Here is a 14,293-nt window from a genome sequence, read left to right on the forward strand (position 1 = left end):
TTGGGGGACGAATGCGCTCTGCTGTCAGGGGAGTGATTCTTTCCGTCCTGCTGTCAGTCCGGGCTGTAGAGGCGCCACAAGTAGCCAGCCTTCACAGTTTGACCCGGCGCAGGGAACGCCCACGGACAAAGCCCGGTGGAGCGTTCAATTCGCAGACGCCAACGACACCAGCACCGGCGCGGCCGAAAACCCCGCCGGCCAGCCGAGATACTTTATGGCACAGCGTCAGCATCGCCCATGCCACCGAATTGGAACAGGTGCCCCATCTTCTGCTGCTTGGTATGCAGATACGGCCTCGAGTCCTCGGTAGGAGGAATCTCCAATGGAACACGAGCGACCGCTAACCCCTCGGCGACGAGCCCATCTACCTTCCGCGGATTGTTGGTCAGGAGCCGAACATGTTGGACTCCGAGATCCTTGAGCACTTGAGCCACGCGATGATAGTCCCGCGGGTCGACCGGGACTCCGAGCCGCACATAGGCGTCATGCGTATCCAGTCCTAGCCTGTCTCCGAGTGCGAGCCCGCGGATCTTCGTGAGTAGCCCTGCTCCTCGACCATCACAAATCATGTAGACAACCAAACCGCCATCGCGGAAGACCTTTTCCAAACTGCCGTGAAGTTGTTCATGACAGTCGCAATCTGTGCTTCGGAAGATTTCGGCGGTGTAGCAGGCGCTCTGAACGCGAACGATGGTTGACCCATCGCCCAGTGCGCGGCCGGAGGACTTGGGAACTTCAATGCAGAGGATGTTGTCCTCTTCATGTGGGCCGAATGCATACACGTGGAGCGTCGCAAGACCGTAGTGACTCTTGAACGAACATGACGCACTTTCAAACTGTTGCGCCATCACTTGCGTTCAATCGACGTAGCGGTTGAGGCAATTTCATTTCGCGTCGGGATAAGGCCTTCCCATTCCGACTGGAGATCGATCTCGAGTTGCGCGATGGCTTTCCCTAGTTGGGTGCCTCGGTCGCCACCGTCGTATGGGGCGACTCTGAAGCGATATCGCTTGCCTTCCGCCTGTACGAGACGTTCATACCTCCGATACAGGACCCAGCGTTGGTGTGGACGCTCGAACTGGTTTAGTGCAGCAAGGACCGCGGAACCTGCCGCAAGGACGCTCGGAGCCACCTTTCCCAGCCAGAAGTTATCTCCGGAGGCGACGATGAGCACGGGAACGAGCGCGGTGCTTAGAGTCATGGCAAGAGTTAGCGCGCGAGCTTTGCGCTTATTCTTATCTGCCTTCTCACCGATTGATTTTGCGACCTCAAGGCACTCGGCGTCGGCAGCGTCCTCTTGGATTTTTGGTTCATGGTCAGTTGTCACTCGATCAATACTGCCAGTATTCTCCTGCACCTAAAGTTCAACGCATTGCCCCTAGTGAGGTGCGTGCAGCCGGGACGGCGGTGGAGCTACGCCGGCGGGTTCGGCAATTGCGCAACGGCCTGTTGAACAATTGCGGGGTGGGGTGAAGACGGGCCCCGCTGCCCACAGCCGGGGACAATCCTCGTGGGTTATCCACCGCTACTGCTGCCGAGGGAAGCACCCCCCAACGGCTCCCAACTTCCAGCCGTGGATAAACCCGCAATTGACCCCAGGCATGGACAGCTAGAAGTCAGCTCAGCTCGGGCCGTGTGGCCCGAGGGCAAAGGCTTAAGCGTATCCCTCGGTCTTTTCATCCGTTCGTGACCATCCGGCGGTGCTAGTCAAAGATTCCTGCTTCAGGGGTCTTATGGGGAAGAGCAGTTCTGTCCCGGGCGGGGGTTTTGTGTCCGTCGTAGGCGCATTTTTTGAAGGGGCCTTCTTTGTCCATGAGGATGCGCATGTGTGGGTCGGCGTGATTCAGCCACCAGGTGCTGAGCCCGAGAGCAGGCTCCAGCCGTAAGTGTTCCCAGGCCCGCCAAATCGCTTCCATCCGAATCAGGGCTTCGGGGTGTTTGTACCACTCAGGGCACCACGCGAACGCTGCGCCCTCATTAACTTCCCTGACATATGACTGAGCCATCAGCTCGGCGAAAAACTCCAGAACATTGGGGTAAACCAGCTCCGGCTCAGGTTCGGCATGGCCGTAGCCGCTGTTGCTGGCTGAAACATCTTCGTCGTCGAAGGCGTCCCCGAACTCCCCGCTCACCCCCGGTCACCGTCCGTCCATGGATTGTGGGCGGCAACAGCCACAGGGGCACGACGCTCTATTGTTTCCTTGGCGGCGAGGGAGTCCTTAACCTTCTGGGCGTGCGGTCCGTTCATCCAGGGGATGGTTTCGATCATGGTTGCCGGGGCTCCGGAGGCGAGTAGGATCGCCCGGAACCTCGGGAGCGCGGTCAGGTCGGCGACGGACAGGATCTCGTCTTTGTTCTCCTGCCGGGAGGACGAGGATCCGGTTTTGCTGTGGCTGCGGGAGACGTTGATGTAGCTGTACTGGCCGATCAGGCGGGAGAGCTCATCGAGGTAGCCGACTTCGGAGACGCCGCCACCGTAGATTTTCACGTTCGACGCGGACCAGAGTTTCCGCATGCCTTCCAGGGACCAGACCTCCACGCCTTGGGACCAGGACTGCAGGATGGTCATGAGGATGATCCCGCGGGAGCCGTAGTGGCTGTACTGGTCGGGCAGGGCCTTCCAGCGGCAGACGTTCGCTGCCTCATCGAGGATCCCCAGCAGCGGGGTGGCGAGCCGGCCGCCGGGCTGGGAGGTGGCGTATTTTTCGGCCGCTTCCACGACGGCGACGGTCAGGGCCGTGACGAGGGGGCCAGCTGTGCCGACGCCTTCACGGGAGAGGCTGTAGAGCGTGCCTTTGCCGCGCACGAAGTCCTCTGGGACGAACTGCGGCCGCGGGTCGGTGTCCACCGTCGTGTCGCGCAGGGGCGTGACCCACTGGCTGACCTCGCGGTCGGTCAGGCAGGAAACCATTTGCCTGGCGGTGCCGTAGACGCCGGCCCGCTGCTTTTCCGGTTCGCGGATGTGTCCCATCACCATGTCCGAGAGCAGGTCATAGCCGGCGGTCCTGAGCAGTTCTGCGGGGGCCTCGTCGTGCGGGCGGGTCAGCCAGGTGTAGACCTGTGTGACCGGGGCGGAGTCGAGTGAGGCGGCGAGCAGGAAGGCTTTGAGCAGGTTCTGCCCTGCCGGGTCGAAGTAGGCATCGGGTTTGGTCCCGGGTTCCCGGGAGCCGTTGGCGAAGTGCTGTGCCAGGTTCCCGGCTGTGGCTTCGTTCTTCACGTAGGACAGCGGGTTCCACCACCAGATGGGATCTTCTTCGGCGACGGCCTGCGGGTCAAAGACCCACACGGCGCCGGCCTCTGAACGGATCGGGCGGGTGACGTCGACGATGTCGCGCTTGTTCGAGGTGGCGATCACGGCGCCGGGTGCGTCCAGGATTGCCGGGACGGCGTAGGAGGTGGTCTTCATCGTGCGGGGACCGGCGATGAGGATCAGCATGTCCTCCCAGGACGCCCACAGCGGGCGTTTCCCGGCGACGCTGCGGCCAAGCCGCACACCCGTGGAGTTCTCCACGCCGAGTCGCACGGCCGTGGCCGTGGCTCCTTTGGTGCCCAGGTGATCGAGGTCTTTGCCGCGGCCCATGTGGACGGCGGCCTTATCCACCCGGGTGCGCTTGTGCGCTGTCCTGGAGCGGACCACCAGCACTGTCACCGTCAGGGCAATCAATGTACCGAGGAGCACGCAGGCGACGATGGTGGACTGGACCGGCCAGGGAACCCGGCCCTTGACCAGGCCTGCCACCAGATCAATCGGGTGGGCCGGCGGCGCCGAGAGGCCGGCCATCCAAGATCCAAGATGGGCTGAGACCCAGCTGCCGCCCCCAATGACGACAGCTGCGCCGATGGCCAGCCAGATCCCCAGCCCGTCGCCCATCCCTGTCCCTTTACGGTTCGGAGCACTCATGCCGCACCCTCTTCCTGGACCGGAACAGCCGCTTCCAGCAGGGACTCTGCAGGTATCTCTATTCGCTTAGGTTCGTTGGCCTGTTCTGCGGCCGTGATTAGCGTTTGAGCAGGTGATGTCGGTTCGGAGCCCTTGGGGGCCTGTACCGACAAACCATCGACGAGAGTGACGGTTTGGGCGTAATGTCGACGCATGCTCGCTCCTTGTGAAGTTGGTAGCTGATGGTGCTGGTGGCGTTGCCCGGTGGCGGCGCCATGGATCCGGCGTTCTGGAGTGCGCAGGCGGCCGAGGACTTTGAGCAGGAGATCGTTGATCAGTACGCGCTGGCGATGGCCGCGGCTGGTCTGAGCGACTCGCATATCCGCAATACCCGGGCCACGATCATCGAGTTCGCCCGGTCGGTGACGGGCCCGCTGTGGGCGGCGACCTGCCAGGACGCCGACCGGTTCCTGGCCGAACAGAGGCGGCTGGGCCGCAGCGTGAGCACCAGGGCCGGCAAGGCAGGGACTCTGGCGCTGTTTTATGAGTTCATGATCAGCCGTTACCAGGGCCGGATCCATCGGGTGGCCGGAGTGCTGGTCGAGCAGCCCATCGATGAGTTCAACCGCCAGTCCGGGGCGTCGCTGGGCAAGGTCCGGGTGCCGCCGTCCGATGACGAGATCGAAACGTTCTTTAGCTGTTGGCGGCACTCGATCCCGCAGGCCCGCAAGTACCTGCCCGCCGCGCGGGACTACTTCGCTGCCTCGCTGTGGCGTCGGCTGGGTTTGCGGATCAACGAGACGGTGATGCTCGACATCCGTGACTGGCGCCCGGACCTGGGCGGGTTCGGCAAGCTCCATGTCCGGTTTGGCAAGGGAGCACAGGGCCGTGGCCCGAAGCCGCGTCTGGTGCCCGCGATCAATGGCGCGGCCGAGCTGATCGACTGGTGGCTGGGCGAGGTCCGACACCAGTACGGCGATGACTGGGCTGATCCCGACGCACCGTTGCTCCCCTCGGAGCGGTTCGACCGCGAGCTGGGGCGATGCGGCCGGGTCGGTGGCAACGCGTTGCGGCGCAGCCTGGGGTTGCAGGTCGAGCAGTGGTTGCCGGCATGGTCGGGTCGGATGACTCCCCACGTTCTGCGGCATTACTGCGCTTCCTCGCTGTACGGGGCCGGGATGGACATCAAAGCGCTTCAGGAGTTGCTGGGGCATCAGTGGCTCGCGACTACCTCGGGTTACATCCACGTGCGCAGCGAGCACGTCGAGCTGGCCTGGAAGAACGCCAATGAGCGGGTCGAGTCCCGCTTCGCGACTACACAGAAGGAAGGATGATGCCGTGCTGTGGAATCTGCGGATCAGAGCCGCCGAACGCGGGGTCTGGAAGTCGGCGCAGATGCGCCGGATGCTCGCCGATGCCGGGCTGGAGATCAGCGCCGGGAAGATGTCCTCGTGGTGGGCCGGGACACCGGCGACGATGAGACTCGAGGAGCTCGACGTGCTCTGCTCAGTGTTGAAGTGCACGCCGACGGACCTGATGAGTCCCGAGCCGGACAAGGTCGCTGCACGTCGTCCACGCGCGACCGAGACCGTCAACGGCGATGACCCGGGCCACGGCGCAGGCAATGGCGGGGTATCGCCGATCGTCACGCCGAGATTCGGCAAGCCACGGTCCGAGCCGCCCCTATAGGCAGGGCTGTTGTGAGTCCTGCCCCGGGCCCGACGGCGCCGCTGCGGCCGCCATCGATGTGCCCCCGCTGCCAGATCAACCGGGTCGCGTGGACCTTCCCCCGGGTGGACTATTGCTATGACTGCCTTCCCGGCGGCCCGTTCAGCGCACCGCCGTGTTCCAAGTGCGGCACCAGCATGGGCTACTTCAGCCAAGGCTTGTGCGCCAGCTGCCATCCCGGCAGTCCGCAATACCCAGGCTCGTGCAAGGACTGTCTGGCGTGGGGCGTCTACCGCCGCTACAACTGGACGTGCTGGCCTTGTCGTTGGTGGCGCTCCCACAACCCGGAAGGAATCTGCGACTTTTGCGGGCGCACCGCCCGTATCGGGGAGCGGCGGGCCTGCCGGCTGTGTCTGGAACAGGCCCGCATGATCCAAGAGCCCGGACATGGCCTGGACCTGGCCGGCGCGAATAAGGCCGGCCACCAGCTCTTCTTCGCCAACATGAGCTTCCACCGCCGTGGAGCACCACCGTTGAGCCCGGAGCAACGCGCCCCATGGAAGCGGCGGGACAAGAACTACCTGCCTGGCACCGGATCCGCCGCCGACAACGGCGAGCAGATGACGTTGTTCGACCTGGCGCCCGACCTGAAGGTTGTCGCGGCGCGTGCCCGCCTCGAAGACAACGACCTGACCCGCTATTGCGCCGCCATCGTCCGTGAACACGCCGCGAGGGCCGGCTGGAGCAAGCGGCAACGCAACGACGTAACCCGCTCGCTGCGGCTGCTGCAGGGTCTGCGGCTCAGCCCGACCGCGAAGATCCGCGCTACCGACGTCCTCCAACTTCGCCAATACTCCGGCAACGTCATCTCCACGATCGACGTTCTGGCCGCGGCCGGCCTGCTCATCGAGGACCGGCCGACCCGGATCGAACGCTACTTCGCTGCCAAGACCAGCACCCTGCCGCCGGTCATGAAGGACCAGCTCGAGGTGTGGCTGCAAGTCCTGACCAACGGCGCACACCAGGCGCCACGGCAGATCCCGCGCGACCCAGGGACCATCAGGGCGCACATCCTGGGCATCGAACCCATCATCCACGCCTGGGCCGAGGCAGGCTTCCAGTCTTTCGCCGAGGTCACCCGCGCCGACATCACAGCCGCGCTGGACGAAACGAGGGTCCGCCGCCACGTCGCCGGGAACGGGCTCAAGTCGCTCTTCACGACCCTCAAAGGCCGCCGGCTCATCTTCGCGAATCCGACCCGCGGGATGAAGGCGTCCCCGAAGGGGAGCACTATCCCTCTCGCTCTGGACGCCGCAGTGATCCGCGAGGAGTTGAACTCCCCGAACCCGGTGGTCGCCCTCGCGGTTGCCTTGGTTGCCTTCCACGCGCTGACCAAGAAACAGCTCAGCGAGCTGCGGCTCACCGACATCAGCGACGGACATCTTGTACTGGGCAACCGCGACATTCCGCTGGCCGCGCCCGTGCGCACCCGCCTGGCAGCCTGGCTCGACCAGCGCAACCGGACCTGGCCAGGCAGTGCCAACCCGCACCTGCTCATCAACCGGCGTACGGCGCCCAGGCTCCTGCCCGTCAGTCGGCAGTTCCCCTGGACCGGATTGACGCTGCGGCCCCAGGCGCTGCGCGAGGACCGTATCCTGCACGAGATCCACGCGACCGGCGGCGACGTCCGCCGCATTTGCGATCTCTTCGGGCTCAGCGTCGAAGGCGCCACCCGCTACCTCAACACCGTAGAGCACCCGGACCTCACCCTTGAGGGCGAACAGGTTCCCCGAACCTGAGCACCAACACCCGCTGCAGCCCCCGGGCATGCTCAGGTTCGCGCCGAAAGCGTCAAAATTCACGCGAACTTCTCAACGTTATCGTGCCAGCGCTTGTTCGTATCGTGCAGCGATTTTTCAACGCTGGTTAGCTTCAACGCCACCGGAATGCCGGGGCGGCCGCCGACCTTGAACAGGAACTTCCCCAGCCCGGGCCGCACCCGCTTGCGGGAGCCCCCCACATCCGTCCAGGACCCGGGGTCGGCCCAGGAGATGAGCCGGGCCTGCTCTGCCCGGGAGAGCGTGACGGCCTTGTTCAGCTTCTCCATTTCACCTCCTGGCAGCGCCCCGCAGACCACCATGCCGGAGCGTTCGACAAATCCGCGGGCCTTCATCCGTTCGGACTCGGTCGGCAGCGCCTCCAAGTCACTCATCGTGTGGGTGATCATCGCCTGGCCCACCCCTTCAGTCCTGTTCAGGCGGGTGAGGGAGTCGACCCGGTCCACCATGCCTTCCCCGGAGCGCAGCGCCCGCCCCAGTTCATCCATGACCACAAAGTAGTTCCGCCGCGCCTCCAGCCCGGCATCGGCGAGGGCGTGGGCGACCTGCACCGTGGCAAACCCGGTGGACCAACACGCCAACAGGCAGGCGGCCTGAATGTCGCGCTGGGTGTCGGAGATCCCCGAAAGGTCAAAGACGACCGGCTGGGAGAGGTTCATCGGCTGGTCCGTCGGCCGGGAGAACATGTCACCGAAGCGGCCGGCCCCGTTGAGGGAATACAGGGAGGTGCGCAGCTGGTCCGGGGCGTCCTTAATGACGTCGATCAGATCCCCGATCAACGGCACCCGGCCCAGACGGTCATCCAGGATGTGCAGTGCCCGGTCGAGCAGGGATTCCTCCTGGGCGCTGGGTTTCTGGGTCCGCACAATTGTGACCAGCGCCGTGACCATGTTCAGCCGCCGGTTGTGGGCGTCGGCGGTGAGTTCTTCGGCCAGCCTCTGGGCCTGCGCCGCCTTGCCCAGCAGGCGCTTCGCCCCGCCCTCATCTGTGGCCCGGGCGGCGGTTGCCCGGTGGTCGTCGGCGGCGGTGCGCAGCCGGGCGGCCGCGCCGGTGGCCTCCCCGGGATCGAGGACGTTCAGGTGGCCGCGGCCCGGCCCCAGGCTGATGACCTGCCCGTCCATGGCCTTGATCAGGTCCACATAGTCCGGCTTCAAGTCCCCCAGGATGAGGGGGTTGATGCCCCGGCCGGCCAGGCCCAGCACCATGTGCCGCACCAGCCCCGCAGGCCCGGCCGGCGGCCGGAAGCGTGCGCGTGCCGGCGGTGGTGCTGGTGTGTTTGATCCAGCGGGGGAACATCACAGGGCCTCGCGGATCTCTTCGGGAACCTTCAGGTGCTTGGGCAGGACCAGGCCCAGCGGCAGAGAGGCGGCAAAGGCCGAGTCCTGGGAGCCGTAGGCGCGGCGCAGCAGCAGCCGGGCCGACGGGCCAAGGTTGCCTTCCACCGTGGCCACCGCATCGGCCAGGTTCTCCGGTGAGAGGACGGTGGCGGTGACCACCAGGCCGAAGTTGACCAGCCCGGCCCCCTTCGCCTCTTCGGCGGCGGTGGCTTGGGCTGCGCGGGCGTCCACGAGGGAACGGGCCGTGGGACGGTTCGTCGAGGAGGCCCTGGTCAGGGCGTTCGTCTGGTCCGATTCGACCATGGCGGCGGCCCGGCCCGAGTCAATGGGCCGGTACAGCAGCGTCACCCGTTTGCGGTCGATGTCCCCGTGCCGGGCCACCAGTCGGGCTAGCACGGCGGAGAGGATGTGGCCGCGCGGTGCCCGTGACGGCTGTGGAAGACCGGGCCGAAGCGGCCCGCCTGACGTTGCAGACGCTGGAATCCCGCGGAGGCCACGACGCGGAACTGGCACGGGGCGCCGTCGTGATCGTCTCCGAGTCCACCGACGCCAAACGCACCATGAGCGGCGACGCACTCAAACGCGCCAAAGCTGAAGCACAGCGCATCGCCGACGGCTTCGCCCCCCATGTCCGCGCCATTGTCCGGATCCCCTACGATCCGGCCCTGGTCAATGGACCCATCAGGTACGACGCCCTACAACCGGCCACACGGAGGGCCTGGCTGGCAGCAGCGGCCGCCGTCGCCAAAGGATTCTAGCGACACGCGGCCAAAATAACTTTGATCATACGAAACATAGGCAAGGATCGAGCTATGACACCGATGAAGAAGCGAACGGGCAGGCCCAGCCGTGGCCCGCGTGACGTCTTCACCGTCAAGCTCACCCTGAGTGACGGCGAACGGCTCCGCGAACTAGCGGACCTGCAAAAGCAGTCCTATCAGGATCTCCTCGAAATGATCGTGAGTCAGTCCCTGTCCGATGTCGATCTGGGAAAGCTCAAAAATCAGGGGGCCTTATTCAGTAAGGCCAGTTAAACGAGGAAGGCCCGCCTAAAAGGCGGGCCTTCGTATCAAGTTATTCAGCTCTCCACCGCATTAGCTGGCAGGCGGTCCGGTGAAGGGCTCCCACAGTCACACCTTCATTGCGAAAGGTACTGCATGCCCTCTAGTGTACATGCGCGCGCTTTAAAGCCCAGCGAACCACTGCCTCTCACGCGGCTTCGGCGTGTCAACCGCGCCCGCGAAACCGACTCTGCCGTGGTCCTGGCCGCCGTGCCCAAAGGCAGCGTCCGTGCCGCCCACGGCCGCCAATCCATGAAAGCGCTGCTCCACCACGAGGCGTTCGCTGCCCGCAACCGCAACGGCCAGGCCACCATCATGGCCGTCCTTTCCGCCCTGACCGAGCGCGCCGATTACGACACCATGACCACCCGCCCCGGCTGGGACGCCCTCATCACCGCCACCGGAACCTCCAGAACAACCGTGGCACGCGTCCTGCGCCTTCTGCTCGCCTGGGGCATCATCGGCCGTGTCGCCGCCGGCCGGCAGGCCAAATACGCAGCGACCGGCCCCGACGGGGACCGCATCAACGAAGCCGCCGTCTACGTCCTCTGCACCCCCTCCCCCCTAGCCCTTGTGCACAAAGTTGGCACCCCTCCCGCCCTAGGCGGTTCTCACCTTAAGAAAAAAAAGTTAACCCATACGCGCGCACGAGAAAATAACTTCACTAAGGACGTGGCTTCGCCACGACTCATTGTTGATGGCGGCGCAAGCGCCGCACCTGCCGCCCAGGTGCCATGGCGGCCAGAAATCCAGTGGCCCTCCCACCGGACGACAAGCCGCCGAATACAGCGTGTCGCCGCTGCTGCGGAGATCCGCAACCGGAGTTTTCCCCTGCGGTGCATGACGACCAAGGACGTGGCCAGCACGTGCCGGGACTTCTTCCTGGCCGGCTGGACCGTCGCCGACCTCCTGCACGCCCTGGACTGGAAGCCCGACGGCACCGCCTGGCCGCACAGCGGCGCACCCGACACCAAAGACGCTTGGCGGATGCGCGGCTGGCTCCGCCACCGCCTCGGAGCCTGGCGCACCGAAGCCGCCGAGCCGCTGCGTTCCCGCGACCAGCAAGCCGCCGCCCGCCAGGCCGAGCAACGCCGGCAGCAGGAAACCGAGAGCCGCCGCGTGCTCGAACGCCAGGCAGAACGCGCCGCCCGGCTCAGCGAAGGGGCCTCTCCAGCCAAGGTCACCGCCCTGGCACAGATCCGGGCCATCTTCGATGCAAGCCGTTGAAACCACGGCCCAGAACTCTTATCCCTCTCTCAGCAGTTCGGGGACTGGAAGTTGTCATGGCCAGCACTTGAAATTCGCGGTAGCGGGGCGGATTCTTATCGAAGCGTTTGTCCCTCGCCGACCATGAAGAGGTGCCGTGATGTCAGTTGAGGACGAGGACCAAATCGACCAATGGGTGCGCGAATTCGGCTCCAATCGACCGCAGTTGAAGCTTGCAACCAGAAGGATTCAGAGCGCTGTCGTTGCACGGCTCGAGGACGTCGGAATCCGGGTCCTCGCCTATCTGGACGTGGATGTCCATCGTGCCATCGGATCCCTCGATAAGACTTTCACCGTGCTTGAGCGTGTGAACAAGACGGCGGAGCAGAAGGAGCGGGGAGAGTTTGGCTACTGTGGCCAGCATCTGATTCTTCGCGTGGATTCAAATGCGCTTCAAAGAGTCGGCGTCGAGAACGAAGGACAACGATTTGAAGTTCAGTTTCGAACGATTCTTCAACACGACTGGGCCGAGTTTGAACATGACATCCGCTACAAAGGAAGCACTCCAGCCCCGCCCATTGTGAACAGGGCATTCACTCTGGCGTCGGCGCTGATTGAGCTGACAGACAAAGAGTTTGGCACCATCAATGAGGTGGTTGCCAAGAAGGAATCCGAGGATGGCCGGCAGAGCACTGGAGACAAACAGCGCCAGATTACCGGCAGAGACCTGAGAGTCCTGCTGGAGGGCGCTCTGCCTCGCCATCCCCGAAGCAGAGCGGAGGACTACAAATGGATGGCCAAGCTTCTTCGGCGCCACAGGGTCCTCACCACATCCCAAGCCGCTGAGCTCCTTGCGACAGCAGAGTGGGACCAAATCTCAAGGAAGCTCAACTACCAGAGCAAGCCAGGGCACATCCGTGCCCTCGACGATTTTCTCCTGATGAACTGGGGCCGACGGTATATCGACGCCAGCGTCGACATGAGCCATGATGCGAATCGTCGGGACAAACTCAAGTTCCGATTGGCTTGCCTCATCGGCTAGGGGTCTGAAGAGGATAGGTGCGGGAATCACTTGCCGGTGTCAGGCCAAGCCGCAGTGGCCAAGGGAAGGGTCTTTAGCACCCGCACCGAACCTGTCAGGTTGCGGTGCCGCGCACCGTCCGGGCTGGCGGGAGGGTGTTGATGGGCGGGTTCGTGGACAGTATTCTGAACGTCACCCCTGCCCTGGCGTTGACGCTTGTGGGGCTGCTGGTGTTCGCCGAGGACGCCCTGTTCGTCGGATTCGTGATCCCGGGAGAGACCGCCGCGGTCCTGGGTGGGGTGGTGGCCAGCCGCGGTCACGTACAGCTGTGGCTGATGATGGCCTTGGTTGTGCTGGCCGCAATCATCGGGGACACGGTCGGTTATGAAATTGGCAAACACTTCGGGCCCCGGGTGCTTAACCTGAAGGTGATGGATCGGCGGCGGGCGGAGCTGGAAAAGGCTCAGGACTTCCTGCGCCGGCGCGGAGGCTCGGCCGTATTTCTGGGCCGGTTCGTCGCGTTCTTCCGGGCGGTCATGCCTGCCCTTGCCGGCACCTCTCGCATGCACTACCCCCGGTTCCTGGCTTTCAACGCCGCGGGTGGACTGGTCTGGGGTGTGGGGTTTGTCCTGCTGGGCTTTCTGGCTGGCAACTCCTACGAAGGCGTGGCCAAAATCGCCGGCCGGGACGTCACCGTCATCGTCGTTCTGGTAGCCCTAGCCGCACTCATTATCTGGCGTGTGCGGAAGGCACGCCGGGAACGGCGCCGGACCGGCACCCCGCCGGCCGGAGGACGGAACGATTCCGTAGACGATGCGCCGGAGGCCCAGTGATGTCCGGCCACCCCATCAGCGGTGCCGGGCCGCCCGGGGACCCGGGGGCTGACTTGGAGCGGAACAGTGGTTGGCGCCAAGCCTCCGGGGTTGGCTTTAGGTCAGGGTCGGGGTCAGGGGACGGCTTAGGGCTACTTTTCCGCGAGATGGTTCCCGAGCCTCTGGTCTCTGGTGTGGCAGGCCGCTAATCGCTCCCTGTACCACCTCTTCCGGTCGGTCGCGGAAACGCAAGGTATCTCCGATTTCGAGATGCCATGCAAGTGGGCGATGGTGTGGCCAGCCATTCAGACGTGCCGGCCCGTCATGGGCCCTGCTCCACCGTGGTCAGGCGGGTCCTACGCGGGAATGGAGTCGAAAACGTCGAGAATGCCGGCAGCGGCAGCCGATCCCATTCCAGGTGGGAGCTCCCAGGGGTAGGCTTTACAGTCGGGGGAATGCCTCGGTCATGAGTGGTGATAGCAATGAAACGCTACAAGCCAGCGTCATGGCTGGCTTTCTTGGTGACAACAATTCTTCTGTTTGTGATGGGCCCCGCGGCCGCGCTCGGCGATGTCCCGAGCCAGGGCGTCAACGCGATCAATCATTCGAGCCGGGCCACCTTTCACCCGCTGGCGGTGGCGCCTTCGGCGTCCCTCGTGTTTAGAGGGACGGCAAACGTCGTCCTGCGGCACTACGACTACTGCACGACGCAGCGGCGGTTCATTGGAGAACAGACCTACGCCCGGCCTGTGACGCTCCTGGTCGGTCCCAGCCTCCATGACAGCAACGGCGTCCGCGACCCCAACCCGTTCACGTTCTCACTGGCGACGGATGTGCAGGCAGCTGACGGAGCATGGGGTTTGACCTCGTCCTTTTACGGACGGATCATCGGCGGCTCGCAGCGGGACATCCTGTTTGTCTACTGGAGCTTCACCTACGACGCCCAGACGGGGGCCATCAGTGGAACCTTGGCCAATAGCCACAAGTACGACGCGGCAGCCTTGAATCTTGTCTTTTCCCAAGACCTGCCCACCTGCATCCGCAACTCCGGGGTCTACCCGTTGGCGGATGACTTGAACATCGACGGGTACAGAACGGCCCTGGCAGGAAACATAGGCGATCAGTCGGCACACATCCAGGTGCTGGGCTCATCGTGGAACGGCAACCGCGACATCTTTATTGACGCAACCCTGAGCCGGTAGGGGCTGGGGCTGAGTAGGATCCGTGCAGCCGTTAGCGCTAGCAGGATTGCCGTTTGAGGTAGGGGTTGGGATCAGTGTTTGTGGCTGGTGATTTTCTGACTGGCGTGCAATCCGCCGGTATGGGCGGTCGGTGGTGTGCCGTCGGGGTCAGTATTTCCGTTGCGTGAGCTGGCCCCATGCTGTCCGGGGCGGGATCGCTCGGGCACGGAACCCCGCAGCCGGTGTCGGGCGGCCGTCAGGTTGATGGACGCTTCGTCCCCTCCAAGGC

The 14,293-nt window shown here is 64.4% G+C and carries 12 protein-coding genes and 3 pseudogenes; 9 read left to right on the forward strand and 6 right to left on the reverse strand.

Annotated features, from left to right (window positions below; genetic code table 11):
- Positions 1-212 precede the first annotated feature (212 nt).
- The 4 genes from ribA to ACQCSX_RS22710 form a co-directional block, all read right to left on the reverse strand.
- Positions 213-848: a GTP cyclohydrolase II RibA gene (gene ribA / locus ACQCSX_RS22695; protein WP_427019474.1), complete on the reverse strand. Its 636-nt coding sequence runs from the start codon at positions 846-848 to the stop codon at positions 213-215.
- Positions 848-1,327, reverse strand: a complete 480-nt coding sequence (locus ACQCSX_RS22700; RefSeq protein ID WP_427019458.1) for a DUF4231 domain-containing protein — start codon at positions 1,325-1,327, stop codon at positions 848-850. Before ACQCSX_RS22700 ends, ribA begins: the two co-directional genes overlap by 1 nt.
- Before the next feature lie 376 nt (positions 1,328-1,703).
- On the reverse strand, positions 1,704-2,132 hold the full coding sequence (locus ACQCSX_RS22705) for a DUF4913 domain-containing protein (RefSeq protein WP_427019459.1): 429 nt from the start codon (positions 2,130-2,132) through the stop codon (positions 1,704-1,706).
- A complete protein-coding gene (locus ACQCSX_RS22710; RefSeq protein WP_427019460.1) occupies positions 2,129-3,901 on the reverse strand; it encodes a type IV secretory system conjugative DNA transfer family protein in 1,773 nt (590 codons plus the stop codon). Before ACQCSX_RS22710 ends, ACQCSX_RS22705 begins: the two co-directional genes overlap by 4 nt.
- A gap of 221 nt (positions 3,902-4,122) precedes the next feature.
- Between ACQCSX_RS22710 and ACQCSX_RS22715 the strand changes: the two genes are divergently transcribed.
- From ACQCSX_RS22715 to ACQCSX_RS22725, 3 genes are all read left to right on the forward strand, one after another.
- Positions 4,123-5,214: a tyrosine-type recombinase/integrase gene (locus tag ACQCSX_RS22715; protein WP_427019461.1), complete on the forward strand. Its 1,092-nt coding sequence runs from the start codon at positions 4,123-4,125 to the stop codon at positions 5,212-5,214.
- A 4-nt stretch (positions 5,215-5,218) separates the two neighbouring features.
- Positions 5,219-5,569 carry a helix-turn-helix domain-containing protein gene (locus ACQCSX_RS22720; protein WP_427019462.1) on the forward strand — a complete coding sequence of 117 codons (351 nt, stop codon included), beginning with the start codon at positions 5,219-5,221 and terminating at the stop codon, positions 5,567-5,569.
- A 407-nt stretch (positions 5,570-5,976) separates the two neighbouring features.
- Positions 5,977-7,347 (forward strand): hypothetical protein, encoded by a 1,371-nt coding sequence (locus ACQCSX_RS22725; protein ID WP_427019463.1) that lies wholly within the window; start codon positions 5,977-5,979, stop codon positions 7,345-7,347.
- A gap of 59 nt (positions 7,348-7,406) precedes the next feature.
- Here ACQCSX_RS22725 and ACQCSX_RS22730 read toward each other — a convergent pair.
- Positions 7,407-8,609 (reverse strand): annotated as a pseudogene (locus tag ACQCSX_RS22730) (ATP/GTP-binding protein); the annotation flags it as partial.
- A 72-nt stretch (positions 8,610-8,681) separates the two neighbouring features.
- A pseudogene (locus tag ACQCSX_RS22735) lies at positions 8,682-9,146 on the reverse strand (SCO6880 family protein); the annotation flags it as partial.
- On the opposite strand from ACQCSX_RS22735, the pseudogene ACQCSX_RS22740 reads away from it, so the two are divergent.
- The 6 genes and pseudogenes from ACQCSX_RS22740 to ACQCSX_RS22765 all read left to right on the forward strand — a co-directional run.
- Positions 9,143-9,481: pseudogene (locus ACQCSX_RS22740) on the forward strand (chromosome partitioning protein ParA); the annotation flags it as partial. The pseudogenes ACQCSX_RS22735 and ACQCSX_RS22740 sit on opposite strands and share 4 nt — an antisense overlap.
- Before the next feature lie 54 nt (positions 9,482-9,535).
- Positions 9,536-9,757, forward strand: a complete 222-nt coding sequence (locus ACQCSX_RS22745; RefSeq protein WP_427019464.1) for a hypothetical protein — start codon at positions 9,536-9,538, stop codon at positions 9,755-9,757.
- A 237-nt stretch (positions 9,758-9,994) separates the two neighbouring features.
- On the forward strand, positions 9,995-11,011 hold the full coding sequence (locus tag ACQCSX_RS22750; RefSeq protein WP_427019465.1) for a hypothetical protein: 1,017 nt from the start codon (positions 9,995-9,997) through the stop codon (positions 11,009-11,011).
- Positions 11,012-11,150: 139 nt separating this feature from the next.
- The gene (locus ACQCSX_RS22755; RefSeq protein ID WP_427019475.1) at positions 11,151-12,032 is read left to right on the forward strand and encodes a GTP pyrophosphokinase; all 882 of its coding nucleotides are present in this window, start codon (positions 11,151-11,153) and stop codon (positions 12,030-12,032) included.
- Between the two features lie 140 nt (positions 12,033-12,172).
- The gene (locus ACQCSX_RS22760; RefSeq protein WP_427019466.1) at positions 12,173-12,844 is read left to right on the forward strand and encodes a DedA family protein; all 672 of its coding nucleotides are present in this window, start codon (positions 12,173-12,175) and stop codon (positions 12,842-12,844) included.
- A 461-nt stretch (positions 12,845-13,305) separates the two neighbouring features.
- Entirely contained in the window at positions 13,306-14,025 is a 720-nt protein-coding gene (locus ACQCSX_RS22765; RefSeq protein ID WP_427019467.1) for a hypothetical protein, read from the forward strand.
- Positions 14,026-14,293 lie beyond the last annotated feature (268 nt).

Source organism: Pseudarthrobacter sp. P1, from assembly GCF_050156935.1.
Classification (GTDB): domain Bacteria; phylum Actinomycetota; class Actinomycetes; order Actinomycetales; family Micrococcaceae; genus Specibacter.

What these genes read in the sequence shown, in the direction of transcription:
- ribA (WP_427019474.1), bottom strand. Translation starts at nt 848, where the DNA reads ATGGCGCAACAGTTTGAAAGTGCGTCATGTTCGTTCAAGAGTCACTAC.
- ACQCSX_RS22710 (WP_427019460.1), bottom strand. Translation starts at nt 3,901, where the DNA reads ATGAGTGCTCCGAACCGTAAAGGGACAGGGATGGGCGACGGGCTGGGG.
- ACQCSX_RS22715 (WP_427019461.1), top strand. Translation starts at nt 4,123, where the DNA reads ATGGTGCTGGTGGCGTTGCCCGGTGGCGGCGCCATGGATCCGGCGTTC.
- ACQCSX_RS22725 (WP_427019463.1), top strand. Translation starts at nt 5,977, where the DNA reads ATGATCCAAGAGCCCGGACATGGCCTGGACCTGGCCGGCGCGAATAAG.
- ACQCSX_RS22745 (WP_427019464.1), top strand. Translation starts at nt 9,536, where the DNA reads ATGACACCGATGAAGAAGCGAACGGGCAGGCCCAGCCGTGGCCCGCGT.
- ACQCSX_RS22755 (WP_427019475.1), top strand. Translation starts at nt 11,151, where the DNA reads ATGTCAGTTGAGGACGAGGACCAAATCGACCAATGGGTGCGCGAATTC.
- ACQCSX_RS22760 (WP_427019466.1), top strand. Translation starts at nt 12,173, where the DNA reads ATGGGCGGGTTCGTGGACAGTATTCTGAACGTCACCCCTGCCCTGGCG.
- ACQCSX_RS22765 (WP_427019467.1), top strand. Translation starts at nt 13,306, where the DNA reads ATGAAACGCTACAAGCCAGCGTCATGGCTGGCTTTCTTGGTGACAACA.